Annotated in this window: 27 protein-coding genes and 1 tRNA gene; 21 read left to right on the forward strand and 7 right to left on the reverse strand. The window is 52.1% G+C overall.

Annotated elements, in window-relative coordinates:
• Nucleotides 1-155: 155 nt before the first annotated feature.
• From IEW12_RS27330 to IEW12_RS27355, 6 genes are all read left to right on the forward strand, one after another.
• The gene (locus IEW12_RS27330) at nucleotides 156-1,364 is read left to right on the forward strand and encodes an EAL and HDOD domain-containing protein (protein WP_188569311.1); all 1,209 of its coding nucleotides are present in this window, start codon (nucleotides 156-158) and stop codon (nucleotides 1,362-1,364) included.
• A gap of 2 nt (nucleotides 1,365-1,366) precedes the next feature.
• Nucleotides 1,367-3,385, forward strand: coding sequence for a putative bifunctional diguanylate cyclase/phosphodiesterase (locus IEW12_RS27335; protein WP_188569312.1), 2,019 nt, complete (start codon nucleotides 1,367-1,369; stop codon nucleotides 3,383-3,385).
• 163 nt (nucleotides 3,386-3,548) lie between these two features.
• Nucleotides 3,549-3,638: transfer RNA gene (locus IEW12_RS27340), tRNA-Ser, on the forward strand.
• Nucleotides 3,639-3,916: 278 nt separating this feature from the next.
• Nucleotides 3,917-5,242, forward strand: a complete 1,326-nt coding sequence (locus tag IEW12_RS27345; RefSeq protein ID WP_188569313.1) for a hypothetical protein — start codon at nucleotides 3,917-3,919, stop codon at nucleotides 5,240-5,242.
• Complete coding sequence (locus IEW12_RS27350; protein WP_188569314.1) at nucleotides 5,239-5,562, forward strand: hypothetical protein; 324 nt, start codon at nucleotides 5,239-5,241, stop codon at nucleotides 5,560-5,562. Before IEW12_RS27345 ends, IEW12_RS27350 begins: the two co-directional genes overlap by 4 nt.
• The gene (locus tag IEW12_RS27355) at nucleotides 5,510-6,307 is read left to right on the forward strand and encodes a hypothetical protein (RefSeq protein WP_188569315.1); all 798 of its coding nucleotides are present in this window, start codon (nucleotides 5,510-5,512) and stop codon (nucleotides 6,305-6,307) included. Before IEW12_RS27350 ends, IEW12_RS27355 begins: the two co-directional genes overlap by 53 nt.
• An 8-nt stretch (nucleotides 6,308-6,315) precedes the next feature.
• Here IEW12_RS27355 and IEW12_RS27360 read toward each other — a convergent pair whose 3' ends face one another.
• The 5 genes from IEW12_RS27360 to IEW12_RS27380 form a co-directional block, all read right to left on the reverse strand.
• Nucleotides 6,316-7,374 carry a site-specific integrase gene (locus IEW12_RS27360; protein ID WP_188569316.1) on the reverse strand — a complete coding sequence of 353 codons (1,059 nt, stop codon included), beginning with the start codon at nucleotides 7,372-7,374 and terminating at the stop codon, nucleotides 6,316-6,318.
• 11 nt (nucleotides 7,375-7,385) lie between these two features.
• Nucleotides 7,386-7,628, reverse strand: coding sequence for a DUF4224 domain-containing protein (locus IEW12_RS27365; RefSeq protein WP_229751385.1), 243 nt, complete (start codon nucleotides 7,626-7,628; stop codon nucleotides 7,386-7,388).
• Between the two features lie 8 nt (nucleotides 7,629-7,636).
• Nucleotides 7,637-7,834 carry a hypothetical protein gene (locus IEW12_RS27370; protein WP_188569317.1) on the reverse strand — a complete coding sequence of 66 codons (198 nt, stop codon included), beginning with the start codon at nucleotides 7,832-7,834 and terminating at the stop codon, nucleotides 7,637-7,639.
• A 110-nt stretch (nucleotides 7,835-7,944) separates the two neighbouring features.
• The gene (locus IEW12_RS27375; protein WP_188569318.1) at nucleotides 7,945-8,619 is read right to left on the reverse strand and encodes a hypothetical protein; all 675 of its coding nucleotides are present in this window, start codon (nucleotides 8,617-8,619) and stop codon (nucleotides 7,945-7,947) included.
• A gap of 83 nt (nucleotides 8,620-8,702) precedes the next feature.
• Nucleotides 8,703-9,068, reverse strand: a complete 366-nt coding sequence (locus IEW12_RS27380; RefSeq protein WP_188569319.1) for a hypothetical protein — start codon at nucleotides 9,066-9,068, stop codon at nucleotides 8,703-8,705.
• Between IEW12_RS27380 and IEW12_RS27385 the strand changes: the two genes are divergently transcribed.
• From IEW12_RS27385 to IEW12_RS27425, 9 genes are read left to right on the forward strand one after another with little or no spacing between them, the layout of a single operon-like run.
• On the forward strand, nucleotides 9,068-9,718 hold the full coding sequence (locus tag IEW12_RS27385) for a hypothetical protein (RefSeq protein ID WP_188569320.1): 651 nt from the start codon (nucleotides 9,068-9,070) through the stop codon (nucleotides 9,716-9,718). The two genes, IEW12_RS27380 and IEW12_RS27385, sit on opposite strands and share 1 nt — an antisense overlap.
• Nucleotides 9,719-9,720: 2 nt before the next feature.
• On the forward strand, nucleotides 9,721-10,623 hold the full coding sequence (locus IEW12_RS27390; RefSeq protein WP_188569321.1) for a hypothetical protein: 903 nt from the start codon (nucleotides 9,721-9,723) through the stop codon (nucleotides 10,621-10,623).
• Nucleotides 10,620-11,150, forward strand: a complete 531-nt coding sequence (locus IEW12_RS27395) for a hypothetical protein (protein ID WP_188569322.1) — start codon at nucleotides 10,620-10,622, stop codon at nucleotides 11,148-11,150. Before IEW12_RS27390 ends, IEW12_RS27395 begins: the two co-directional genes overlap by 4 nt.
• Nucleotides 11,151-11,993, forward strand: coding sequence for a hypothetical protein (locus IEW12_RS27400; RefSeq protein WP_188569323.1), 843 nt, complete (start codon nucleotides 11,151-11,153; stop codon nucleotides 11,991-11,993).
• 2 nt (nucleotides 11,994-11,995) lie between these two features.
• Nucleotides 11,996-12,322: a hypothetical protein gene (locus tag IEW12_RS27405; RefSeq protein ID WP_188569324.1), complete on the forward strand. Its 327-nt coding sequence runs from the start codon at nucleotides 11,996-11,998 to the stop codon at nucleotides 12,320-12,322.
• 26 nt (nucleotides 12,323-12,348) lie between these two features.
• Complete coding sequence (locus IEW12_RS27410; protein WP_229751386.1) at nucleotides 12,349-12,687, forward strand: holin; 339 nt, start codon at nucleotides 12,349-12,351, stop codon at nucleotides 12,685-12,687.
• Between the two features lie 3 nt (nucleotides 12,688-12,690).
• Nucleotides 12,691-12,963 (forward strand): hypothetical protein, encoded by a 273-nt coding sequence (locus IEW12_RS27415; RefSeq protein ID WP_188569325.1) that lies wholly within the window; start codon nucleotides 12,691-12,693, stop codon nucleotides 12,961-12,963.
• Nucleotides 12,960-13,592, forward strand: coding sequence for a glycoside hydrolase family 19 protein (locus tag IEW12_RS27420; RefSeq protein ID WP_229751387.1), 633 nt, complete (start codon nucleotides 12,960-12,962; stop codon nucleotides 13,590-13,592). Before IEW12_RS27415 ends, IEW12_RS27420 begins: the two co-directional genes overlap by 4 nt.
• A complete protein-coding gene (locus tag IEW12_RS27425) occupies nucleotides 13,589-14,104 on the forward strand; it encodes a hypothetical protein (protein WP_188569326.1) in 516 nt (171 codons plus the stop codon). Before IEW12_RS27420 ends, IEW12_RS27425 begins: the two co-directional genes overlap by 4 nt.
• A 1-nt stretch (nucleotide 14,105) precedes the next feature.
• Here the strand turns inward: IEW12_RS27425 and IEW12_RS27430 are convergent, their stop codons facing one another.
• Entirely contained in the window at nucleotides 14,106-15,527 is a 1,422-nt protein-coding gene (locus IEW12_RS27430; RefSeq protein ID WP_188569327.1) for a hypothetical protein, read from the reverse strand.
• A gap of 163 nt (nucleotides 15,528-15,690) precedes the next feature.
• Between IEW12_RS27430 and IEW12_RS27435 the strand changes: the two genes are divergently transcribed.
• From IEW12_RS27435 to IEW12_RS27455, 5 genes are all read left to right on the forward strand, one after another.
• Nucleotides 15,691-16,131 (forward strand): LexA family protein, encoded by a 441-nt coding sequence (locus tag IEW12_RS27435; RefSeq protein ID WP_188569328.1) that lies wholly within the window; start codon nucleotides 15,691-15,693, stop codon nucleotides 16,129-16,131.
• Nucleotides 16,132-16,133: 2 nt separating this feature from the next.
• On the forward strand, nucleotides 16,134-17,435 hold the full coding sequence (locus IEW12_RS27440; protein WP_188569329.1) for a Y-family DNA polymerase: 1,302 nt from the start codon (nucleotides 16,134-16,136) through the stop codon (nucleotides 17,433-17,435).
• A 172-nt stretch (nucleotides 17,436-17,607) separates the two neighbouring features.
• Complete coding sequence (locus IEW12_RS27445; protein ID WP_188569330.1) at nucleotides 17,608-18,249, forward strand: hypothetical protein; 642 nt, start codon at nucleotides 17,608-17,610, stop codon at nucleotides 18,247-18,249.
• Nucleotides 18,246-18,584 carry a hypothetical protein gene (locus IEW12_RS27450; protein ID WP_188569331.1) on the forward strand — a complete coding sequence of 113 codons (339 nt, stop codon included), beginning with the start codon at nucleotides 18,246-18,248 and terminating at the stop codon, nucleotides 18,582-18,584. Before IEW12_RS27445 ends, IEW12_RS27450 begins: the two co-directional genes overlap by 4 nt.
• A gap of 910 nt (nucleotides 18,585-19,494) precedes the next feature.
• Nucleotides 19,495-20,187, forward strand: a complete 693-nt coding sequence (locus IEW12_RS27455; protein WP_188569332.1) for a response regulator transcription factor — start codon at nucleotides 19,495-19,497, stop codon at nucleotides 20,185-20,187.
• 24 nt (nucleotides 20,188-20,211) lie between these two features.
• Here IEW12_RS27455 and IEW12_RS27460 read toward each other — a convergent pair whose 3' ends face one another.
• Nucleotides 20,212-20,826, reverse strand: coding sequence for a hypothetical protein (locus tag IEW12_RS27460; protein WP_188569333.1), 615 nt, complete (start codon nucleotides 20,824-20,826; stop codon nucleotides 20,212-20,214).
• Nucleotides 20,827-21,051: 225 nt separating this feature from the next.
• Between IEW12_RS27460 and IEW12_RS27465 the strand changes: the two genes are divergently transcribed.
• The gene (locus IEW12_RS27465; RefSeq protein ID WP_188569334.1) at nucleotides 21,052-24,303 is read left to right on the forward strand and encodes a bifunctional diguanylate cyclase/phosphodiesterase; all 3,252 of its coding nucleotides are present in this window, start codon (nucleotides 21,052-21,054) and stop codon (nucleotides 24,301-24,303) included.
• The last annotated feature ends 125 nt before the right edge of the window (nucleotides 24,304-24,428 follow it).

Raw genomic sequence — 24,428 nt, forward strand, 5'->3', positions numbered from 1 at the left:
TCTGTGCAATGTGAAATTTTACTGAGCACTTTCACGCAGATTCGTTAATATAGCTCAAGTATTTCTTCAATTCATGTTGCAATTGACTAATTTTCAACATAACATCCCTGAGCGAAATCCAACGCAATCCGACTCTAAGCCTCACACAAAGATAAATGGATATTCTAGACTCGACCAGCTCAACGGTACCGGTTGCTGCTCTATTGCCTGTCGTCAATACTAAGCAACAACTAGTCGCCCTCTGTCCCAATTTAAAAGTCGCCTCCACCGAAGAGGTGCTGCAATTACTGCAGCAATTTAAAGAAATCGATTTCTTCGACAAGCTGGCCGGCGTATCTTTACTGCTCTCCATTTCCGACCCCATGCTGTTGCCGCCCGACTTGGAAGGGCGGGTCGCTGCATCGCGCCTGATGTTCTGCATATCGGAACAGAGTTGTTCCAATCCTGAAGTGCAGACCAAGCTCAAATATCTGCTGAGCCTGGGTTACCGCATCCTGGTTGGCGATCTGGCCTCCAAGACCGAGCTAAGCTGGAACGGTTCCAAGACCGTAGCCATTGATTGCAGCACCGGCGTTCCGTTTTACGTCAAGCCTTTGCTGAGCGGCCTGAGTGGTGGCCTGCACTGGGCCAAGCAAATCACCAACCCTGCGCAGCTGCAGGATGCGATAGGCGCCGGCTTCAAAATTTTCTCGGGCGACTATGCGTTTACACCTCCCCCGAAAACCAGCGCTGCAGACAGCGGTGCCCGCGCCCGCTTGTTGAAGTTGCTGGGCCTGGTCTCACGCGATGCAGAATCGCGCGAACTGGAAGAATTGTTCAAGCAAGATACCAATCTGTCATTCAGTCTGTTCAAGCTGGTCAGCTCTGCTGCGTTTGCGCAAACGGTGAAAGTCTCCAGCTTCGGCCAAGCCATCAACCTGCTAGGCCGCCGCCAGTTGCAGCGCTGGTTGCAACTGCTGCTGTACGCGCGCCAGAATGAGCAGGGCGCAGGCCTCAATCCGCTGATGCCGCGTGCCGCCTTCCGGGCCAGCCTGATGGAATCCGTGTGTCAGAAAAACGGCGGCAGCAAGGATGAACAGGATGCTGCCTTCATGGTGGGCATGTTCTCTCTGCTGCATGTGTTATTTGGCCAGCCTTTGAACGAGGTACTGCAGCCGCTGAATCTGACCGAAGAAGTGATGGACGCATTGCTGGACCGCAGGGGGCATCTGGGCGGAATGCTCAGCCTGGTGGAGTCCGCCGACACCGACAAATCTGCCGTGGACCTGCAACAGTTGCTGGATACCGGCCTGGATATAGAGGCTTACTATCGCTGCGTGACCAAGGCCTATGAATGGGTCAATCTGGTCTGTCAGGATATGTAACGATGATATCTCGAACGGGAGCGCACGACCTCAATCTCGGCGCAGAACTTGGAGAAGCCATACTTTGTCTGCAGGGCGATGCGCTGGACGCCGCCTTGAGCCGTATCGCCAGGAATGTACTGGAGAGCCCACAAGGCGGCTATGTCCGCCAATCGCCCAGCCACGACGACGTGCCGCAACTGGTGCGTGCCGTTTTGCCTGGCACCTTCTACGTGTTGTCCGGCAAAAAGAACGGCTATACCGAGCAGGACCAGGCAAGGCTGGCAGTGCTGACCGATCTTACGGTAAGATTATTCGCCACCAAGGCCGAGCTGGGCAAGCGCATGAATGAAACGGCGCAGGTACAATTGCAACAACAGTCACAGATATTGGATCAGATGCAGGAGTCTGTCATTACCATGGATCTGGCTGGCTTTATCGTCAGCTGGAATCGCGGCGCCGAAAAACTATTTGGTTACACGGCCAGCGAAGCTATAGGCAAGAACATCCTGTTCCTGTATGACGATGAAGAGCTGGATGGCCTGAAACTGTTTGACGTTTTCCTGGAACAGGGCGGCCGCGAAATGGAAGTGCGCCGCCGTAAAAAATCCGGCGAAGTATTCTGGGCCAGCCTCACATTGTCGCCGCTGTGCGATGCCAACAAGGAACCGATAGGCATCATCGGTTATCTGCGCGACATCACCGAGCGCAAGCAGGCCGAAGAGCGTATCAACCACCTGGCCTATTACGACCTGCTGACCGGCCTGCCGAATCGCACGCTGTTCAAGAAACTGGTGGACAAGGCGCTGATACAGTTCCAGCGTAATTCCACGCTGGGTTCGCTGTTGTTCATCGACCTGAACCGCTTCAAGCCTATCAACGACACACTGGGTCACCACATCGGCGATTTGCTGCTCAAGCAGGTTGCAGAGCGCCTGCGCCGCACGCTGCGCGACAACGACGTGGTAGCACGCCTGGGTAGCGATGAGTTTGCGATCGCGCTGCTGGAGATCAACCAGCACTATCACGCAGGCCTGGTCGCACAAAAACTGCTGGCTGCGTTGGATGAAGAATTCATCATCGAAGGCCATGAGTTGCGCATAGGCGCCAGCATAGGCATCAGCGTGTATCCGCAAGACGGCCAGGATGCAGACAACCTGATCCGCCGCGCCGACATTGCGATGTTCAAGGCCAAGCGCAGCGGCGAGGGCGTAGGCGGCGGTTACGTTTTCTATAACCAGGAAATGAACCACACCATCGCCGGCCGTCTGCATATAGAGTCCGCTTTGCGGCGCGCGCTGGAGCGCAAGGAATTTTCGCTGCTGTACCAGCCCAAGATAGACATCGCCACCGGCAAGATCATCGGTGCGGAAGCATTGCTGCGCTGGCTGCATCCGGAGCGCGGCATGATTTCGCCGGTAGACTTTATTCCGGTGGCAGAAGAGACCGGCCTGATCCTGCAGATAGATGCCTGGGTGCTGGAAACCGCCTGCGCGCAAGCGCGTAAATGGCGCGACCTGGGACAGGATGCCTTCCGCGTTGCCGTCAATGTCTCGGCCAAGGAATTCACCAACTCATTGCCGGAACGGGTAGGCGATGTGCTGAGCCGCCACAATATCGCACCGCAATGGCTGGAGCTGGAAATCACCGAAAGCATGCTGATGAACAGCGCGCAAGGCGTGCTCGGCATCATGGATGAAATCACCACGCTGGGTGTGACCCTGTCGCTGGACGATTTCGGCACCGGCTATTCCAGCCTGTCTTACCTGAAGCGCTTCCCCATAGACACGCTGAAGATAGACCGCTCCTTTATCCAGGGCATACCGGAAGACGTGAACGACTGCGCGATCGCCAGCGCCATCATCAGCATGGCCAAGCAACTGAAGCACAGGGTCATTGCAGAAGGTGTGGAAAGCCAGGAGCAGCTCAATTTCCTGAAAAACGCCGGCTGCGACGAAGTGCAGGGCTACATGTTCTCGCACCCGGTCAGCGCTGCGAAGTTTGAGGAAATGCTGGTCAAGGATTATCGTTTTGCACTCTAGTCGCAGAGTCCAGGATTGTAATTCCTGTTGTCTTGGATCCTAGTCAAAGAATAGAGAAGCACAAATCTCGGTCTAAAAAATGCGCGGAAGTATTAAATCTGCAGTATAATCATGGGCTCGGAAGTTAGGCGCAATTGAAAATATTGCATCTGGTAACCGAAAAGGAAGTGTGGCCGAGTGGTTGAAGGCACCAGTCTTGAAAACTGGCGACGGTGTGAGCCGTTCGTGAGTTCGAATCTCACCGCTTCCGCCAAGTATTCTTAATTAAGCCCTTGATTATCAAGGGCTTTTTTTGTGTCCCGCGTATTGCTTCGATAGCGATAGTGCCATGCCTAACCGCTGTAGTACAGGCTAGTTGCGGAGATGATCTCCGCAACTAGCCTGTACTACATCTAATAGTTATTTGCTCAATGAAATTTTGGTAACACGAATAATTGTAGATTCGGCTGCAGGTAAGTATAATCGTTGCATTTGAGCTAACGTTAGTGGTTGCAAAACTAAAATAAAATCGTAGGGCAACAGAGCCTAAATATGATCTCGAATGAAGCCGACCTGTTATTATCAAATAAACGTTTGCGTAAGGCTAAGCGCCGCAAAAATCGGTTCGCAAGAAGACTGCGTATAGAAGCGAAGCTTGCCAGCAGACACCGGACTCGATTTGGGGATCGTTCGGTAATCATCAGGATGCTGGCTCAAGCGAATAGACACAAAGTTCCGGACCTCGGAAAATCAGTCGATATTGTTGTTCCGCCGGTTTTTTCGATCATTGAAGATCCGACAACGGCCATTCAGTTGGTGGAGAAATTTGCTAAGGTCGTACGCATGTATCGTGTGCGCTCTATTCGGATCGATCAGTCGGCACTTGAACAGTATGACCTAGCTGCAAATGCATTGCTTGATTTGGTTGCAACCGAAATTGTTGTAGAGGGCAGGTATAGAGACAGCAAGGTGGGCTTTTCGGGGGCATATCCTAAAAATGAATCGATAAAACGCTTTATTCGATCCATGGGGATCATCAAACATCTCTCGGTAAAACATGAAGGGCCTTCCGATAATGAAGTCGCAAAATTACGTCGTTTCGATAAAAGAAACCGTCATTACCATGTAAAAGCGGATCCGACTAAATCTGATTTTAAATCGCGAACAGTTCAAGGATTTGTCGATCACGTCGATACCTGTTTAGGTGATCATAGGCGAGCGCTGACTCCAAGGGCAAGACATAAGCTTTGTGAATATATCGGTGAGATTCTGGGAAATGCCGAGGAGCATCCGGGATTTGTAGATTGGACTATTCAAGGGTACCTTGATAATTCACTTGAAGATCCAATATGTGAGATAGCGATATTTAACTTTGGAAAATCAATCGCGGAAACACTGAAAGCGCTTCCAAGCGGTAGTTATACCCGGCAGCAGATTGATCCTTACCTTAAACTGCATCATGGGATGAGCCTGTTTACGCCTAATTGGCGGCAAACCGATTTATTGACATTAGTTGCGCTTCAGGGGCACGTGAGCTCGAAAAATAATTCAAAAGATGATACCCGAGGTCAAGGTACGGGAGATTTGATTGAGTTTTTTCAAAAGGTTCACGAGGAGTGCGCTGCTGACAGCCCAATTAAAGCGAAGATGGCAATCGTGTCCGGTGAAACATACATTTTGTTTGACGGGACATACAAAATGCGTGAAAGTGGGGGACGTGGTAAAGTTATAGCGTTTAATGTCTCCAATGATCTTTATAGCAAGCCTGATCCTAGATATGTGAAGCCTCTCGGCTTACATTTTCCGGGGACAATTATTAGCATCCGCTTTCCGCTAAGCACTACAAGTACAGTTGCTTTGGCCGGAGATAAGACATGAGTGATACCGTGATTATTGATTTTGGTAAGTTTGAAGGACCCGTATTTACTGGGCGGCCTCGTGGTGAATTGCTGCGTAAGTCGCTTAATGTAGATGGTTTTGACGACAACAACATCCTTGTGGAAGTAAAAATTCCAGATTCTACATATTCTATAAGTAGTTCCTTTATCTTGGGACTGTTTGGAAAGAGTGTAGTGAAGGCAGGTAGTAAACAGGCTTTTTACAATAAATATCACTTCGAAACCAATGGTCTATTCCGAGAAGTCATTGACAGCTGTGTTGCCAGAGCTCTTCAGGATAAAAATATTTTTTCTAGCTAATTTACTTTGTGCGAGTAATGCTTTTGCGCTCGCTGAAAAAGAACCAGAGAAAGTTACCGTTTGGGGGGCGTCTGTTATTGTTCGCCCCTCCTCTTCTGCAGATGTTGGACAGCCAAATCCCTCAAATCCTGAAGCTCCGCAATTTAATGGATCTCATTTTTCACTGACATCATCTCAAGAGAAATTGATTGATCAATTTCTTGAGAACTCACTGAAACCACCTGAAGTAACCTGGGATAAGATTTTTTCAGTTGGCACCGGAACATTGGCACTGATCGTATCTATAAGTCTCGGTATTTACACTAAAAGAAAAGACTCTCGCGCCCGTAAGCATTCTATTGAGGATGATTATTGGCTTCGGAAAGTTATTGGCCCAATTGCGATCGAACCGCTATTGAAAACTGTAGTCGAAATGACTGCAGCGGTTCCTGCTCCATTCGGTGATGCGAACTTTGATCAGTCGAAAATTACTCCATTTCTCGATTCGTACAAAAGCAAAGTCCTAGAGTTGAGTTTGGGATTGTCGGCACTCTCCCTGATTGATCAGGGCCTTGCAAAAACTGCTAGGGAAGGCCTTGATAAGATCGAAGATTTGCTAATTGAGTATTGTGCAGCGAATGAATTGGGGATAAATCGTGAGGACGATACTAAGCCGGGGGACAAAGCTATGTTTCTTGGGCAAGTACGTACAGAGGTTTTAGAAATTCTTCAGCAAATTAAATTGTTTCAATCGAAATTAGCATAGTAAAGCTGTTATTTTGTCGGCTTTACTTTCTCGCCAACGCGCCTATAAACAATCTTCGTAATTTCCTCTTTTGTATGCCCCAGCAATCTGCTGGCATCTGTTAGATCGTCAATCTCACTCGCTGCCTTTGGCCGAATATCTCGGAATTGGAATGCTCTAATTCTGGGTGCTAATAGCGTGTCGCCGGCGATTTCTGCGATGTCTGCGGCTGTCTTCCTAGCTTTGACAAACCGATCCCTCAGCATCTTTTTCGTCAAATGCCGTCCCTTAGGCGTGGCGATCAAGTGCATGCTTTTTACCTTCCGGGACCGTCCGCGAATCTCAGTCAATTTCTCACTCAAAAGAGATTTTTCTCCATTGCTTTCGAGAAGAATTCTTAAGATTTTATTGCTCTTATTTTGCTTCACATGCAGTGACTCGGGCTTGACGTCGTGCTCAGTCATCTTGAGAACGTCGGCCGGCCGCTGGCCTGTCAGGTAGTTGATGTCCATGGCATCGCGCAGTTCTTCGCAAGCGACCGCGTAGACGGCTTCCCAGACTTCTGGATCCGCATAATAGTCGCGCGGGATCTCCTTGTTTTTTTTCACGCCAGTGGTAGGGTTTTCCTTGGTGGTGTAGCCCCACTCACGCGCATGATTGTAGATGTGAGAAAGCAGAGAAATTTCTCTGTTAGCGCGGACTTTCGCAGTACGGCGATCGCGGTATTGGGCGATAACGTAAGGGGTGATGGCATCGATTGGGGCGTCATTAAACGCTATGCGCAGCTGCTTCAATGCGCCAAGGTTTTCGCTCTGAGTATTGATGCCTTTTTTCGGAATGATTTGTGCCTCATATCGATCAAAGATGGTTTTCATCATGCGTGTGTCAGGCGGAGGTTCCTTGCATTCCAGTTCTGCCCATTTTCGCTTCGCTTCATTGAGGTCTGTTCCGAGAGGAATTTCTTGACGGTCGCCATTGTCATCGCGCCCATTGTAGTAATAGGCAATCCACACCTTGCCGGACTTAAGTATTTTTGTCCGACGAAGCATTCTTGGCGGCAAGTCTCTGCCTGTGGATTTGGGCTTCATGATTAGATAGCTTATCGTATTTTTGACGCGTCAAGCGACCAGCTTGTGCTAGCGCCAAGCGACGACGGATTGATGCCGGCTAACTTAAGACGGGCATACAGGCGACCCACAATGGGATCTCCTGCCCGATTTTTAAGGAAGGTCCAGCCATTTAACTGCAGCCAGGCGATTTGATCTGAGCGACGCGCGGATCCTGAAATTTCCTGTATCTCTTCGTGGGTCAGGGTTTCTGTTGCGATGGGTATTTCAAACATGGCTCCCATTAGTCCTCCAATTCAGTAGTGCCAAGCCGTTTTTGTGCGATCTTGCCAGCGGCAAAATAGCGGCGTAGTGTAGCTAGGCCACCACGGATGATGTCGCGGCTGGTGTCCATTCGTGGGGTGTGGGTCGCGTGGTAGGCATCAAATTCTGTATCTGCCTGGCTTGCTTCGGTTGGCGGTGTATTGCGTAGGGCATCCATCACATGACTCCAACAAACTTGTTGAAAAATGCCGCCAATAGGCAGGTGGCGACGACAATGATGATGATGAACAAGAGGTTGAATCTCACGATATTGCCTCCGGATATTTTTTAAACTTCGGCCAATGTGTTTGCCGCTTGCTTCTTGGGGAACCAAGCTGGAAGGCCTGTGTTTAGATCGCGTTTTTTCATAATTGCGCCAAAACATTCAAGGTCGCCAATGCCGCTCAGCGTAAAGTTGAGGGCGTCTGACTCGCTTTTTGTGGTGAAAAAACGGATGGAGTCGCCGAAAGATTTGCTGATGACCAGCGCGTCATAGAGGTAGCGTGGATTGAGGCTTCCTTGAATGCCTTCGGTATAGCCCTTCATATTCATTACGCTCTCTATGCGAGGGAAAATGCCGTCAACCAATGCGTTGCCAGGTTGAATAAATAGCGGTTCGGCGACTTTTCCTGAGAACATGCTTTGTCCGTCGGACATCACGTCTAATGTGTTTTTGGCGCTACCGGCATGTTTGAGTGCGTCTTTGGAAATGGCGACGATAATTTCTTCTTCGGCAAAGCCATTGGGATCCCGAACCACAATCGCGCGGTGGCCGTCTGTCGCGACGATCATCACGCCACCCTCCGGCAAGGGCCGGATATTGATTCCGTTCAGGTAGTAGCGTATGTCTTCCTTAGCGATGAAGGGGAAAACCAACTTCACAGCGACTGCATTGATGCGTGCTATGAGGTGGCTATCTGTAGATGCCTCGGTTGCTTGTTGCGCTGCTGATTGGTTTGTCATGGTTGTTTATGAGTAAGTGTTGATTTGCTTCAAGAGGAAAAACATGACCGGCGTTGATCCGGCCAATGGGTAGGTCGCGCAGTTTAGCTAACCAGTTCGCGGCGGATTGGCAGCACGTTCATAGGTTCGCGGATGTTTTCAAAACCCTGACCACCAGTCTGGTAGTCATGGAAAGCGGCGGCACCTTGTGCTGTCTGCATGGATGTCCAGTAGCGGGAATTAGTGCCTGGTTCTGAGCCTGCCGCACGCATGGCAGCATCGATCACGTCATGCTCTTGTGGGCTGGGTATGTAGAAATCGGACAGGCCATGCAGATTGATTTCCGTCACACGCTGGGCAATTGGGCTGCCTGCTGCTGCCATAGCCTTGGTATTGCGCAGGCCATCCACTTTGGATGTGGCGCCCTCAATCAGATTGTGGTCGGCGTGCCAGATGTCGGAGAAAATCAATGCATCTACTGTGGGCGGGCTTATCAGCGCCCATCGTGCCAACACCGGCTGATGAATTACCTGATCCGCCGACTACGAGCGATCCGGTCAATTTTGACGCAAGGTCTGATGCCTCCTTGCTAGCGCAGCAAGGCATGGTCCCTCAGTTTAACGCCGGCCTTCAGAACGTCTATATGCCTGCGGCTATCAGTACCGCGCCCACCGGCACCAAGATCGCTTCAGGTGCGCTGCCGGCAGACTGGCTGACCACAAGTACTGCCGGCGCTGGTAAGAAGCAATTGAATGGGTCGTGGACGACAACGGGGCTGGCCGCAGCCGGAGCTGGGACTGATGTGCGCTACTACAGGATCGCCGTCAATGCCGACAATCGTGATTGCATCCAGGGTCTGGTGTCCCAACCATATGCATTCAGCACGCTATACAACACAGTGGGCAAACAGGTCGACCAAGGCGGCAACGTGTACCAGGTGATAAATCCCGGTACGTCCGCAGCTTCGGGTGGCCCGACAGGTACTGGTAACAGCATCGTCGACGGCACCGTCACATGGAAATATATCGGGCCTAAAGATCTGCGCACGGACAATACGAACGTATCCACCGGTCAGCCTTTTAACCCATCCCAGTGGGATATTATTATAGGCAATGCCTAACCATGCTGGCAGATCTGACCGGAGGTACATCGGCAACTGGCGGTACGGGGCCGCTTACCGTAACGACGGCGCGCGGGCTGGCGACTATGGGCTCGGGCCTGGCGTCTGACCAACCTTGCACCTACGTGGTCCGCCAATGGGCCAGCAGGGCGCTTGGTCTACTCCTGCAGGCAGAAACCGGATACGGGACTGTGTCGGCGTCGCAAGTGCTGAGCAGGGTAATTCCGGTCGAGACCTTGATTGGCAATGTGCTCAATGTCAGCGCGCCGCCTCCCGTCAATTTTGGTTCTAGCTCCGCGGACATCGATGTAGAGATCACTTCCATCTCCGCGATGAGCGCGATCGGGTTCCCGGTTCGTACCAACATGTCTGCAACATCCGGTGTGAATGATGCCAGCATCCCGATGAACTTCCTGGATAGCACGGATTTCTCGCTTTTCACTATGAGCCCGGATGTTCTGGTCAGTGTGCCAGTGCTTTTGCAGATGGGCTTTCCAATCTCCAAAATGGGCGTGAAGGTAGGGACGGCGGCTGCCGGCAAGAGTCTGAATATTTGCCTTTCCTCCAACAGCCTGGCTGACGGTGGTCCTGGGATCGTCATTGCGGCCGCAAGCGGCTTGTCCATGGCGTCGGCCGGCGCCGTGTATGCAAACCTGACCTCCAGAATCGTGGCCAACGGCTGGTACTGGTTCAATGCTGTTTCAAACGGCGCGCCGTCTTTGTATGGCTCCAACAGTGTATTGCCTGGCCCCATGGGTGGTGTTGCAGCATCTAACCGTATCAATCGCTTTGCCAGTGGTGGCATGCCCTTCGCCTCATTCGGCGTTACAGCTCGTGCAGGCGTACCGGCCTCCTTCGGTAATGCAACCAATAACGCACCTGCCATAGTGCCCTTATTCCAATGATCACAGTCAATTTCCCGATTACGGCCGACGTTATCCAGCGCATCGAGGCAGCGGGGCTAAGCGTGGCTTTTGAGCACCAGCTCGATGGAAACGGCATCGCTGACGCCGGCGCCTGGGTCTGCAGTGATTCTGCGGCGGTGCAGGCTGTCCTGGACGCCTACACGCTGGCAGACGCAAAGACAGCTCGGATGGCAGAGGTGGATGCGCTGACGTGTGTCCAGTTTGATACCGCTGGCAAAAAGAAATCAGCATTTGAGGCCGCACGCTGGCCGGTCTTGCTCTCGCAGACGATGGCATATCAGCAAACACAGTCTTTGGCGAGCTGCCCATCGGTTGTGGGAGAGGCGGCGATCCGGCGTATTCCAGTGCAGGATTTGATGGTCAAGATAATGGCAAACGCAGCTCTGCTGGATGGTGTCGGCCAGGAGATCGCCGGTATCAGTGGCAGGCACCGGGATGCCATCGCTACCCTGCAGTCCTTTGAGGCTGTGCAGGATTACGACATTGCTACGGAGTGGCCCTTCTAAATGGCAGTCGGCCTATCAGCGATGGGAATGGCAGCGGTGGGGATGTCCCCGCCGCCTGCAGGTGCCAGCGGCAGCTTTGTAGCGCTGAGCGTCACGCTTGATTCAGCAACGCTGACAGCGCAGGTGTCTGCGGCCAGTCGGGTTACGGCTAGCCTGGTCACTGCGCCGAGCCTCTTGACGGCGGTCAGCAGTGCATCGGCATCATTGAGTGTCAACGCCGCGCTGGCGCCAGCGACGGGAGTGCTGCAGGCGTCTGCCAAGGCTGGTGTCACTCAAGTGACGACGCTGGCCAGCGCGGCGATCGCGGCGGCCGCCAGCTCCGCTGCCAATGCTGGTTTGGCGGTCGCCCTGCAGGACGCCGCACTGTTCAGCCTGGTGAGTGCTATTCCGCCGCGCATAGGCTATCTGTCCATTACGCTGGACTCTGCCACGCTCGTGGCCACGGCCAGCGCTTCTGCAGGTGTCGCCGGGTCATCACAGCTGCAGCCTGTCGCTGCCAGCCTGGTTGCCTCAGCAGGCAACAATGTGCGCGTAAATGCAGCTTTGGATGCCGCCCAGCTGGCCGCCGCGGGATCGATGCAGACGTCTGCACGGCAGGCCGTCACGTTGCAAGACGCAGCGCTGACCGGAATGGTGTCCACCTCCAGCTTGCCGCCTAGAATAGTCACCCTCGATGTCGTGCTGGATGATGTAAAGCTGAATGGCTTTGTCACCAGCAGCGTCAATCTGGCGCCCGTCCACGCCAGCCGCATATTCCGCGTCAAGGCAGCGGACCGCACCTGGCGCATCCCGGCCGTAAATCGCGTCTATCGCGTGCCGGCAACTACTTCACAGCAGGGATAAGAATGATAGAAACCCAAAAACATGACGCGCTCAAGCGGCTGGAACTGACTGAAAACACCAAGTCAGTCCTGGGAGTCGGCTTTGATTACACGGATGCCTTTACAGCGCTGGGCCTGACTCTGCTCGATGCCGAGATTGATGTCCAGGGCGGCACCTTCATTACCAAGCGCATCACTGGCTACCTGGTGGAGGTCTGGGCTAAGGCGGTAGCAGAAGACGTAGACATGCTGATCGAATGCACCCCCAAGGCGCCGCCGGCAATTATAGGTGGGGTGACATTCACCCCGCAAATGGTACGCACCATCGTCGTCCATAACCGCCCACGTTAACGCAGTACTTCACTATAAGGATAAACATGAATAACGACGCAGGATTTTTCGCCACGATCTGGCTGCTGATCTCCAAATACATCCTGCCGCTGCTGCCGGGGGCAATGGGCGCCGCCGTCTCCCTTTCTTTCCTGGGGGATGGCATCAACCGCTGGCAAAAGCTGACCAGCTTTGCGATCGGCTTTTTCTTTGCAATTTATGTGGCGCCCATGTTGCTGGAGCTGATGTCCCTCAAGGGTGAGCACGTTACGCCAGGTGTGGAGTTCCTGGTTGGACTGTTCGCTCTGGCCACCTGTCGGGAGCTGTTTAAAGAGCTGAACAATGCAGACATCATCGGCTCGCTGAAACGAAAATTTCTGGGGTAAATCATGATCGCTAATCTGATAACGGCGCTGGCCGACATCATCATCCTGGCGCTATGTCTCTGGGCTGTCTTGGATAAACGGGTGCATACTCGCTTTATCGGCACACTGCTGCTTTCATGCTTTGGCATTTGGGCGTTCTTCAGTGTGCTGAAGGTGTATTGGCTGGGGCGGCCAGAGTCGGCGCTGATGGCCATACTTAACGTGTTGCTGGCCTTTGTGGCGGCAATGATCTATCTGTTCTGGCGGGATCCCCGCAAAAAGGAGCGTTTAAAGTGAATCAACAACAATTAATTGCGATCATGCCGCTGGCCGGAACTAGGGCGGCTTTATTCTTGCCGACATTGGTCAGTGCCATGGCTGAGTTTGACATCAAGTCGTCGGCACGCCAGGCAGCCTTCCTGGCGCAGATTGCCCATGAATCTGGGGAATTGGCACGCGTGGAAGAAAACCTGAATTACCGCGCCGCGGGCCTGTGCAAGACATGGCCTAAGCGGTTTCCAACGTTGGCCGACGCAGTGCCTTACGAGCACCAGCCCGAAAAAATCGCCAACAAAGTCTATGCGGACCGAAACGGCAACGGTAACGAGGCATCCGGCGATGGTTGGCGGTACCGCGGCGCCGGCCTGATCCAGCTCACCTTCAAAAACAACCAGGCAGCCTGCGCCGCATACTTCGGCAAACCGGTCGACCAGATAGGCGACTGGCTCCGAACACCAGAAGGCGCTTGCAGATCCGCAGGATGGTTCTGGAAAATCAATAACATTAACACCTGGGCAGACAAGGGTGATTTTGACGGTGTGTGCGACGCGGTGAACACAGGCCATAAGACCGAAGCGATCGGCGACGCGATTGGCTACCCTGAGCGCCTGGCATTTTGGAATGTAGCGAAGAAGGTGCTGGCGTGATCGGCGGCTTGCTGCTGTCTGCAGTTCCCGGTTGGGTACGCATCCTGGGGCTGGCAGCCGCCGGCGGCGCCATTTACCTGCTTGGCCAGCTTCACGGCGAGCGCGTCGCCGGCGAGGCTCATACGGAATATGTCCAGCAGCAAGCCGCGCAAACCGTCAAATTGGCTAAGGCCCAGCAAGTACTAGTCACAAAAACTGAAATTGAATACCGCGATCGTATCAAGACCATTTACGTCAAGGGAGACGAAATTGAAAAACAAGTACCTGTCTATGTCACTGCGGCTGATAATGCTGCTTGCACTATCAACGCTGGTTTCGTGCGCATCCACGATTCCGCCTGGACTGGCGAGCCTGCCGGATCTGCCGTCGAGTCTGACAGAGAACCCGCCGGACTATCGCTTGCTGAGGTCGGTGAAACCGAAGCTGCTAACGCCAAGTCCTGTAGGGCTTGGCGAGAGCAGGCCCTAGGACTCAGAAAATTTTACCAAAACCTTATGGCAATAAGTCCTTAATTCAGGTGGTTACGGGCATTTGCGGTGGTGGTACTGTTAGTGGCGGCGCAGGTGGGACTGCCGGTACTGCCGGGAGTTGCGTTGCTGCGACCCCAGCAGCGCTGGTTGTGGGGGTATCCGATTTACTGATCCCAAGCGTCTTCATTGATTCGATGGCTTCTTTTACATCTTTCAGTGTTAATTTCGATAGCCCATCTTTCGCAAGTTCAAAAAATTTATCCCTCAGAGCGGGGACCTGATTCATGGCATCACGGAACGCTTGTGAACTGATCAATTCGTGCCAAGGGCTTCCCGGGGTCGAGTTGTCAATCAGCCTCAAAGGAGCTTCTTCTAAGCGGCTAAGGGCTGAACTAAATAATCGAGCTGAAAACGTCTCATCTAATTTGGCCGCTTCGCGTTTGTATCCTTCATATGCTTTTGCGACTGAAGCCTTGAACCCGTAGTCTTCAGCTAACCGGAAACGTTGGCCTATCTGTTTGGTGGCAATCCAAGCGAACCAAAACGGAGCCCCAAGACTAAAAATCGAGAGCACGATGTGCATACTTATTGTGGCCCATTGTGCAGAGGGGGCTGATATTTCCTCCGTTAATTTTGTGAAGCGCAAGTATCCAATTGCTCCTGCGAGGCCTAAGGTTGCCATCAGTCCGACAACCCACATTGTGACCGAATTAGTTAGATTAGTTGCTCTCTCATCAAATGCAGCAGCTAATCCTTTCGTTGTGGTGATACTGTATGCTTCGCCAACTTGGGCGACTAATTTTGCTGTTTCCCGTTCTTGTCCCATAATTTGTGCTGCTAATAGCCCGCTGGTGTCGTAATACTCCTGAATTTTTGCTTGGAGTTTTATTACGTTATCTGTAATTTCGTCAATTTTCTTTTGTTCTCGTTTCAAGTAAGCGATGTCTGCTGGGAACGAGTCTGCGGCTTCGGACGCCTCTTGAATTTGTTTTACTTGTCCTTCCAGCTTCGCCATATCTGGCGTTAGCGTATCGAGTTGAGTCTGATACGCGTTCAATCTCCGCACTAAATTGTGCGGCATAGCATTTTTGTTCGGTGGGGATGACCAATCGACTTGAGTCACGGGTATTTGAGATTTGATCCATTCCAGAGTTGTAAGAAACACAGGGATGGCCGTTGGTCCGTTTCCATTGAATAGTTGCGGCACCGTCTCGGTGGCTAAAATTTCTACTCTCCTAGCAATCTCAGGAAATTTTGCGCTCTTGCCTGAGTCTACTATTGCTTTTTCCTGTGCAGTTAAGCTTATTGCGATCGCGTAAGGTATATCCGCAAGTTCTCGTTTTGTAATGAGTGGATGGTTCCATCCTAGATGGTCGCGTAGCGTGGCGTCCCCTGGAAATGCGTTTAGCACAGTCGTGGCGAGACCTGTTAGAGCGTTGTATGCAATTTCGATGTCGGAGTGCATTTTGAGAGTTCCTTATAGTCGTATTTTAATGTCATTACTTTTTGATACTACCTCAAAATTTACAAGTAGTTACATATACAAGGTCTAATGTCCTATTAAAGCGACCTTGTCGCTCCTTACATTTGCATTTATACTGAATGTATATACAGTATTGTGTGATGCCATGAATGCAATTAGCCTTGAACAAAGTACAGCCCTTGTCGCGGTATGCGGCTCCTTAATCCCGTTGATCGGCAATAGCGTGCCAGCAGGTTTTCCATCACCGGCGGCCGACTACGTTGAAACAACCCTGAACATTCACGAATTCCTGGTAGAACACCAGGCGGCGTCTTTTTTTATGAATGTATCGGGTGACAGTATGATTGGGGCCCACATCTGCAACGGCGATAAAATCCTGGTGGATAGGTCGCTGACAGCCAGAAATGGCGATGTTGTTGTTGCAATAATAAACAATGAATATACGCTCAAGCGGCTCTACATTGGTAGTGCCACGATGGAACTGCGGCCGGAAAATTCTGAGTATCAGCCCCAGCAAATGAAAGAGGGCGACGAACTCGAGGTGTGGGGCGTCGTGTCTGGGTTGGTGCGTAGAATTCGGAAATAACCATGGTGCAAGCTGAAAGTCAGGTCTTCGCCCTGGTTGACGTGAACAACTTCTATGTGAGTTGCGAGCGGGCTTTCAACCCTGGATTGCGCGGCAAGCCAGTTGTAGTTTTGTCTAACAATGATGGTTGCGCTGTCGCGCGCTCTAGCGAGGTCAAGGCCTTGGGCGTAGCTATGGGTGCCCCGTGGTTCATGCTTAAGGATCTGGCAAAGCAGCACGGCATCATTGCTTTGTCATCTAATTACACTCTTTATGGCGATATGAGCAACAGGGTGATGGAGATCCTACGTACCTTTAGCCCCAACGTCGAGGTGTACTCGATCGACGAATCCTTTGTTTCGTTAAATGGAATGGATGCCATGTGGCAGCAGCGGGCTCAGCTTGGCCAGAAGATCCGGAAGCAGGTGCTGCAGTGGACAGCATTGCCGGTTTGTGTCGGCATTTCTACTAGCAAGACGCTGGCCAAGATGGCAAACCACATTGCAAAGAAGCAGCCCCGGTTTCAGGGAGTGTGCGACCTCACCAGCCTGGCCCCGGCCGACGTGGACACGATCCTTGCCGGCATCGATGTCGGCGAGGTCTGGGGTGTCGGTCGACGGATATCTGAAAAACTCCGGGCCATGGGTATCAACACGGTCCAGGACTTACGAACTGCATCGCCCAAAGGCCTGCGTCAGCATTTCGGTGTCGTAATGGAGCGCACTTGCGAAGAGCTGCGCGGCGTGTCTTGCATGGGCCTGCAGGAGGTGGCGCCGGCGAGGCAAGAGATCATATCGTCAAAATCCTTTGGCGAGCTTGTGTTTGAATTCTCTGAGCTGGAAGAGGCTGTATCTCAGTACATGACCAGGGCGGCAGAGAAATTGCGTGGCCAGCAATCCTACTGCAACTCGGTCAACGTGTTCATTCACACAGATCCTTTCCGGCTGAAGGATCGGCAATATTCCCGTAGCATCACAGTGCCGATGCAAGATCCCTCCAACGACACGCGCGACCTGGTCCGCGCGGCCATCATGGGCCTGAAGCGCATTTACCGGCCAGGCTACAAATACAAGAAAGCAGGGGTGGTGCTGATGGGCCTCTCTAGAGAGAGCACGAAGCAGGGCACTTTATTTGAAGAATCCTGGAATATGCAGACGTCTGCAGCGGTGATGGGCGCCCTGGATGCGCTGAATAAACGCTTCGGCCGCGACACCGTCAAGATCGCATCCGCCGCCAGCAGCGCTCGATGGACGGCGAAGTTTGAAAACAAGACGCCGCATTACACAACGGATTGGGGTCAGCTCCCAACTGCATTTGCGAGGTAGTTACCATTGTTACGTGTCGCGTCTTAGAGGCAGCCATTCTGAGCGGATGTGCCGTAGTCTCAGGTTACTAAATACGAGCCTTTGACAGCAAAAACTTTACTTATTCAAACGTACAACTATACTGCAATTTTGCTAACCATATTGTTGGCGTTTAATTAAGGTCTTATAGAATATGCGCCTGACAAAACGACAATCGCAGGCAATCGTAAAAGGTGCTTCCGTTATTCTTTTAGGAATAATATTGCCAACATTTTTAATGTTCCAGGCTTTCTTAAGTATGCAGGACCTCAGGCATCAAGTTTCGGCGTCTGATACGAGTATCAGCGTGACCAAAAATTTCACAGAAGTAAGAAAGGAGATGCATGGGGTCAACGATTACCTGCTTTATTCGCTGATGCAGTCCGAATATGCCAACTTAAAAACAATGACAAATAAGCAAATAATGAAAGTTGCTGTGATGCATATTGGCTTTGCAATAATAAGTGTCGGTTTGATGTTTATTGTTTTAGGTATCAACGAGGGAGGCGTGGATGGGAGCGGAGAATCGACTGGCGTAAAATTTAACTTAAAAATCGGATCCACCGGTGTCGCATTGTTTGCATCTGGGGCCCTAATGTCTGGAGCAGCGGGCTTGCTTATCAATGAATACAAAACAGTCAGCATCCCAACCTACGCAGGAGGCGCTACGCAGGGTGACATTCGTGATATGGCTTTAATATATTCCCAATGCAAAGACGAAAATAAAGGTGGCGACGTTTCTGACTGTTTCATTACTCTTTTCGAAGCTAAATACGCTGAGGAGATTAAAAAATGATAAAGGTTATCTTGTTTTGTGTTTGTGCGATCTTTACATCAGCCGCCCTAGCGGACGATTGCAAAATATCGGCTTCGACGGGTAAGAAGTATTGCCTCCCAAAAGCAGGTGAAGGTATATCGCGAGTGCAAGGAGTTGGTGGTACCACTATAAAGGCCGATAAAAAGGCCGCCGAAAAGGACATTGAAAAGGACAGTAAAAAGGACAATAAAAAGGACATTGAAATCGTTCCATCTAGAAAAGAGCTAGGGAACGAATTAAAGGAAAAGCAGTCGTTCATAGACAGTAAAAAGGCTCTGGCCCCCTCACGTGAGAGCATTAGAGACACTAGATAAAAATGTTGGAAGTGACACCAGCCCTTAAGAGGAGAGGTCGGGTCAGAATAAAGATTCCTGTGGCGGTGCCGATACCGCCATTTTCTTATTTCCTGCTGACTGGCTCCTATTGTTTGAGATAATGTAACCTAAACAACATAGGAGTTCTATGTGTAGGATATGCTCAAAAAAAAGGCAAAAATCATTTCCGCAACTCGTAAGCACACCCTGTAGTAACAGGCACTATCACAAATTAAAATCAAGGTGTTGCGGAAACGAAAACGAACTAAGCTTCTGATTTGAAAGGATAAGCGGCTAGACTTGAAAACTGGCGACGGTGTGAGCCGTTCGTGAGTTCGAATCTCACCGCTTCCGCCAATATTTATTAAAAAAGCCCTTGATAATCAAGGGCTTTTTTATTTTCTGCATTTCCTTTGTGCTGTATTCGCGGTCCTCAAAAATGCTTGAAAATCAGTTGGTTGAGGAAATGGTTTCCGCAACTCAGGTCAATAAGTCAGCCCAGATTTCTCGCCAACTCACTGGCAAGTCACTTCGTGATCAAATCAAGATAGTGCCCTCATTGAAGGCTACGTTAGTTACGGTCTCGAGGGATATTGGAGGGCAAGGGGAGGATCGCAAGAGTATCGCGTTGTCCTAAAAGGAAGTGGTGAACGGGCGCTCATCGGCCCGGTTCACCGAGCTGCCACCATGCATATCGTTTGCATGTGTGCCAGTGAGACGAAGCATACCCGCCAATTATTTCAAGGATGTGAAATTTTGTGAAGCCTGCTTCAAAAAGGGGAGCTTGCCTATCTCTTTGATTATTTTTTGGTAATATATCGGCGGGTCAATATTTCATTGTGAACAAGGCCTCCGTGGCCCATGCTGGCTGGCTTGTCGCAACAACCTTTCTGGTCTTTTGTCTGCTCCCATGAGAATTGCTGTACTTGACGACGATAACAGTGTCCTTGAACTAGCCTCCAGCCTTTTGCGTGGGGCGGGTCATAGCGTGCATCCCTTTTTATTGGGGCAGGATCTGCTGAATGAGTTGAAGCGTGAGAGTTATGATTTGCTGGTATTGGATCTTCTGGTGCCGGATGTCAGTGGGGTCGAAATCTTGCAGTGGGTGAGGGAAAAGCTACCGCCTACCTTGCCTGTGCTGGTGCTGACCAATCTCTCAGCGGAAGAAGAAGTGGTGGCCTGCCTGCAGATGGGCGCGGATGATTATGTGGTGAAGCCGCCGCGCCATTCTGAGCTGGTGGCGCGAGTGCAGGCTTTGTTGCGGCGCGCCTATCCGCAGACCACGGTTGCCGAGCGCACGCAGTATGGCATCTATCGCTTTGAGACCGGCTCCGGCAACATCAGTGTCAACGACGTGACGGTGGAGATGACGCAGAAAGAATATGACCTGACCCGGCTATTCTTCAGCAACCTGAACCGCGCCTTGTCACGCGCGCATATCCTGGAGGCGATCTGGTCGCGGGATATCGATGTTCCTTCACGTACGATGGATACACATATCTCCAAAATACGCGCCAAGCTGGAACTGCGTCCGGAAAACGGTTATCGCCTCACTCCAGTGTACAGCTACGGGTACCGGCTGGAAGAGGTCGGCAAGGACTAAGCTGGGCAGCAGCATCTGGCGCACTCAGGCAGGCCCGGTTGCGTAGTGGAACTGATTCTGAACAAATTCCTGATAAGACATTTTTGCAGTTGCGGCCATCGATTCCGCCATTGCCGTCGCGAGATCGCGGCTGCGTTCGTTCATCTGTTGCTGGCTGCAGGCTTCTGTGCCATCGATGCAGTGGCCGAACAGCACCATGCCGCCCGATACCTTCTTGGTTTCCACCAGGATCATCGCGCCATGATAGAGCTGCCAGAATTTTTGCTCGGCTTCTCCCCGGTCTTTGCTCTCTTTGCTGTTGGCAATGGCAGTTGCCGCCGTCAGTGCTTCCTGATAGGTTTGCCGCTGGCTTTCCAGCCACGGCCTCATGAATTCGCGCTCGGCGATAGCGTTTTCCCGTTTGGACTGTGTCTCCTTGTCTGAGCGATTCTTGGCTTGTTCATCCGAATACTGCAAAACGCCCCACAAGAAGCCGGCGACGGCAACCAGCGCACTGATCAGCGGGACCAGTTGCAGTGGGAGTTGCAGCCAGCTTGTGCCTTTTCTGATTTTTTCCAGTTCCAGCGACAGTTTTTCATTCTCAAGCTGCATGTGTTGAAGTTGCGTTATGGCAAGCTGCTGATCAATGGGATTTTCCATATTGTCTCCAATTGCTTGAATCCTGTAGTGTTGATCATCGTTGGTGGCCCAAATCGGCGTTACTATTGTATGATCTTTCTAGCATTCAAAATTAATAATAGCGGCGTCCTGGCAAATCTTTGATGCCGCGTCATCCAGCAGAATGCGCAGACAGCACTGAATCTATCTGACTAGAGCAAAAATAGAACAAAAATTTTTCGGTGCGCTGCTGCAAAGGAAGGGGCCATGAAAAAAAATATAGGGGACAAGCCCGGCCGGTCCAGCGGTTGGCCGCTCAAAATTGAACTGGCACTGTTTGGGACGCTGATCTTTGTGCTTGGCATAGGTGGCTTGTCCTGGTTTGTCGTCGAGGGACTGCGTACAGATTTTGCGCATGTAGTAGAAGAAGAGCAAGCGACCGCATCAAGCTATGTAGCGCGTACCGTTGACCGTGAACTGAGCCAGCGGCTGAAGGCGCTACTGGCGATCGCCGACCAATCCGGCGAACTGCTGCAGACAGATCCGCTGCGTTTGCAGGCCTACCTGGCGGATAAACCGGTCGCCAAGCAAATCTTCACCCGCGATATCTATGTCATCTCCAAGCAAGGCATACGCATTGCGGAAGCGCCTGCGCTGGGTTTCACCGGCAGCAGCTATGCGGACTCTCCTTACTTCAAGGAAGTGATGGCAACAGGGAGGCCTGTCATCCGTCCGACCTTTGGGCGTTTTGCAAAAAAACCGGTGCTGATTGTGGCGGTTCCCCTGTACGAAAAAGACGGCTCCATTGGCGGCGTGCTATGTGGATCTGAGCTGATCGATCCGGGCAGCCCCTTCTATTTTGCCGGTGAAGTGCGCAATGGAAAGACCGGGGGCTTCCATGTGGTTTCTCTCAAGGATGGCGTTATTGTCACCAGCTCCGATCCTGCGCGCGTGCTGCAGGCGGTGCCGGCCAAGGGCAAGAATGCCTTGTTTGACCGGCGCCTGCAGGGATACATGGGGCCGGGGGTAATCGTGGATTCCACCGGCACTGAAATACTTAGCTCGGCCGCCAGGGTTGCTGCGGCGAACTGGCTGGTGATTGCCTATCTGCCGACAGCCGAAGCTTTTACGCCGATACGCGGTGTGGCCACCCGTATCTACACCGGTGCGGTATGCATCGCTTTGTTTGGCGGCATACTGATATGGTTGCTGGTCCGGCGCAAGCTGGCGCCGTTGGAGTATGCAACCCGCCAGATAGGCATGTCGGGTTATGGGAAAACCAGTATGGAGCCCTTGCCCGTTTCAGGCAGCAGCGAGATCCGGCTGCTACTGAATGATTTCAACCGCTTGCTAGTTTATGCGGGCGAGCAGCAAAACATTATCCGCAATGAGCGCGACCAATTGGAAAAGACCATGGCGGAGCGCGAAGAGGCAGTGGCGGCGCTGCATCAAAGCAGCTCCAGTCTGCGTAGCATGCTGGATTCGATGATGGAAGGCTGCCAGATCGTCGATTTCGACTGGCGCTATTTGTATATCAACGACGCGGCTGAAAAACAGAATGGCAGACCGACGGCTGAATTGCTGGGCAAGGTCGTCACCGATTGTTGGCCCGGCTTTACCGGGACGGAAATTTATGTGCTGGAAAAAAATTGCATGGATCAGCGCATCATGCAGCGGGGAGAGTTTGAATTCGAATATCCCGACGGCCGCAAAGGCTGGTTCAGGGTGATTATCCAGCCGGTTCCGGAAGGCATCGTCATTTTTTCTGAAAACATCACCGAGCGCATGCAGGCAGAGGCTGATCTGGGGATTGCAGCAGCAGCGTTTGAATCGCAGGAAGGTATCGTGGTGACCGATGCGGAAGGCATCATCCTGCGGGTGAATCGTGCCTTTACCGAAATCACCGGCTACACAGCAGAGGATGTAGTCGGAAAAACGCCTTTTCTGTTTCAATCTGATCGCAATAGCGAGGAAGAATATCGCGCCAAGTGGGATGCGGTCAATCTCACCGGCGGCTGGCAAGGCGAGGTGTGGAGCAAGCGAAAGGACGGTGAAAACTATCCGCAGTGGCTGACTATCTCTGCAGTGAAGGATAGCAGTGGAAAGGTCACCCATTACGTGCGTACGCAGTTTGATATCTCGGAAAGGAAGAAAGCGGAAGACAGGATACAGGAACTGGCATTCTTTGATCAGCTTACCGGCCTGCCCAACCGCACACTGCTGCTGGACCGCTTAAAGCAGACCATGACGAGTTCGCTACGGAGTGGCAATTTCAGCGCACTGATGTTCATTGACCTGGATGACTTCAAGGCACTCAACGACACGCTCGGCCATGACATGGGCGATTTGCTGCTGCAGCAAGTTGCGCAGCGCCTGAAATCCTGTGTGCGCGAAGGCGATACAGTGGCGCGTCTGGGCGGTGACGAGTTTGTGGTCCTGCTCGCTGGCCTGGGTTCCAATGAGGCAGATTCTGTTGCCAGCGCAAAGATTGTGATCGATAAGATATTGGTTGAGCTGCGCAAGATCTATGAACTGGGTGATGTCTCGCATCAAAGTACGGCTAGCGTTGGCATTACCTTGTTCGGCTCGCAACCGGTATCGATAGACGAATTGATGAAGCAGGCCGATCTGGCGATGTACCGGTCCAAGAGTGCAGGGCGCAACGAGTTCCGTTTCTTTGATCCGGCAATGCAGGTTGCGGCTGTGGAGCGCGTGGCACTGGCAACTGACTTGCGCAAGGCGATAGAGGAGAAGCAGTTCTTGCTGCACTACCAGGCCCAGGTGATCAGTGGGAATGGGGTCATCGGTGCGGAAGTGCTGGTGCGCTGGATGCATCCGCAGCGCGGCCTGGTGTCTCCCGCTGAATTTATCCCGCTGGCAGAGGAAACGGGCCTGATCCTGCCGCTGGGAGACTGGGTGCTGGAAACCGCCTGCGCGCAATTGGCAGTATGGGCTTTACGTCCGGAGATGGAGCATCTGACGATTGCGGTGAATGTCAGCGCGCGCCAGTTTGGAAAGCTGGATTTTGTGGAGCGGGTTTTGTCGGTGCTGAAAAGAACCGGGGCCAATGCTGCGCGGCTAAAGCTGGAGCTGACCGAGAGCCTGTTGGTGGACAATGTGCAGGAAACCATAGAGAAAATGTTTGCGCTGAAAGCCAAGGGGGTTGGTTTTTCGCTGGACGATTTTGGCACCGGCTATTCTTCGCTGTCTTATCTGAAAAAACTGCCGCTGGACCAGTTGAAGATAGACCAGTCCTTTGTGCGCGATGTGCTGCTGGACCCGAACGATGCTGCAATCGCCAGGACCATCGTCGCGCTGGCCCAAAGCCTGGGGCTGGGCGTGATCGCCGAAGGGGTGGAAACGGAGATGCAGAGGGATTTCCTGGCTGGCGTGGGTTGCCATTGCTACCAGGGCTATCTGTTCAGCCGGCCGGTAGTGCTGGAGGCTTTTGAAGAGCTTGTGTTAAAACGGGAAATGATAGAAGGCCTGTCTCATAAAGTTAATGCAGAAACAGCCTGAGGGATGGAGGAGCGGGGGCGCATGAAGCGCTGGCAAAGAATGTCGCTCGCCATCTTCGCCTGATATTTTTCAGTTATATGTCCGTGCAGAGGACTGCATCAATAGGGAGCTCAAATCTGCGCCGG

The sequence above is a fragment of the Parundibacterium terreum genome, assembly GCF_014636315.1.
Taxonomy (GTDB): Bacteria; Pseudomonadota; Gammaproteobacteria; order Burkholderiales; family Burkholderiaceae_D; genus Undibacterium; species Undibacterium terreum.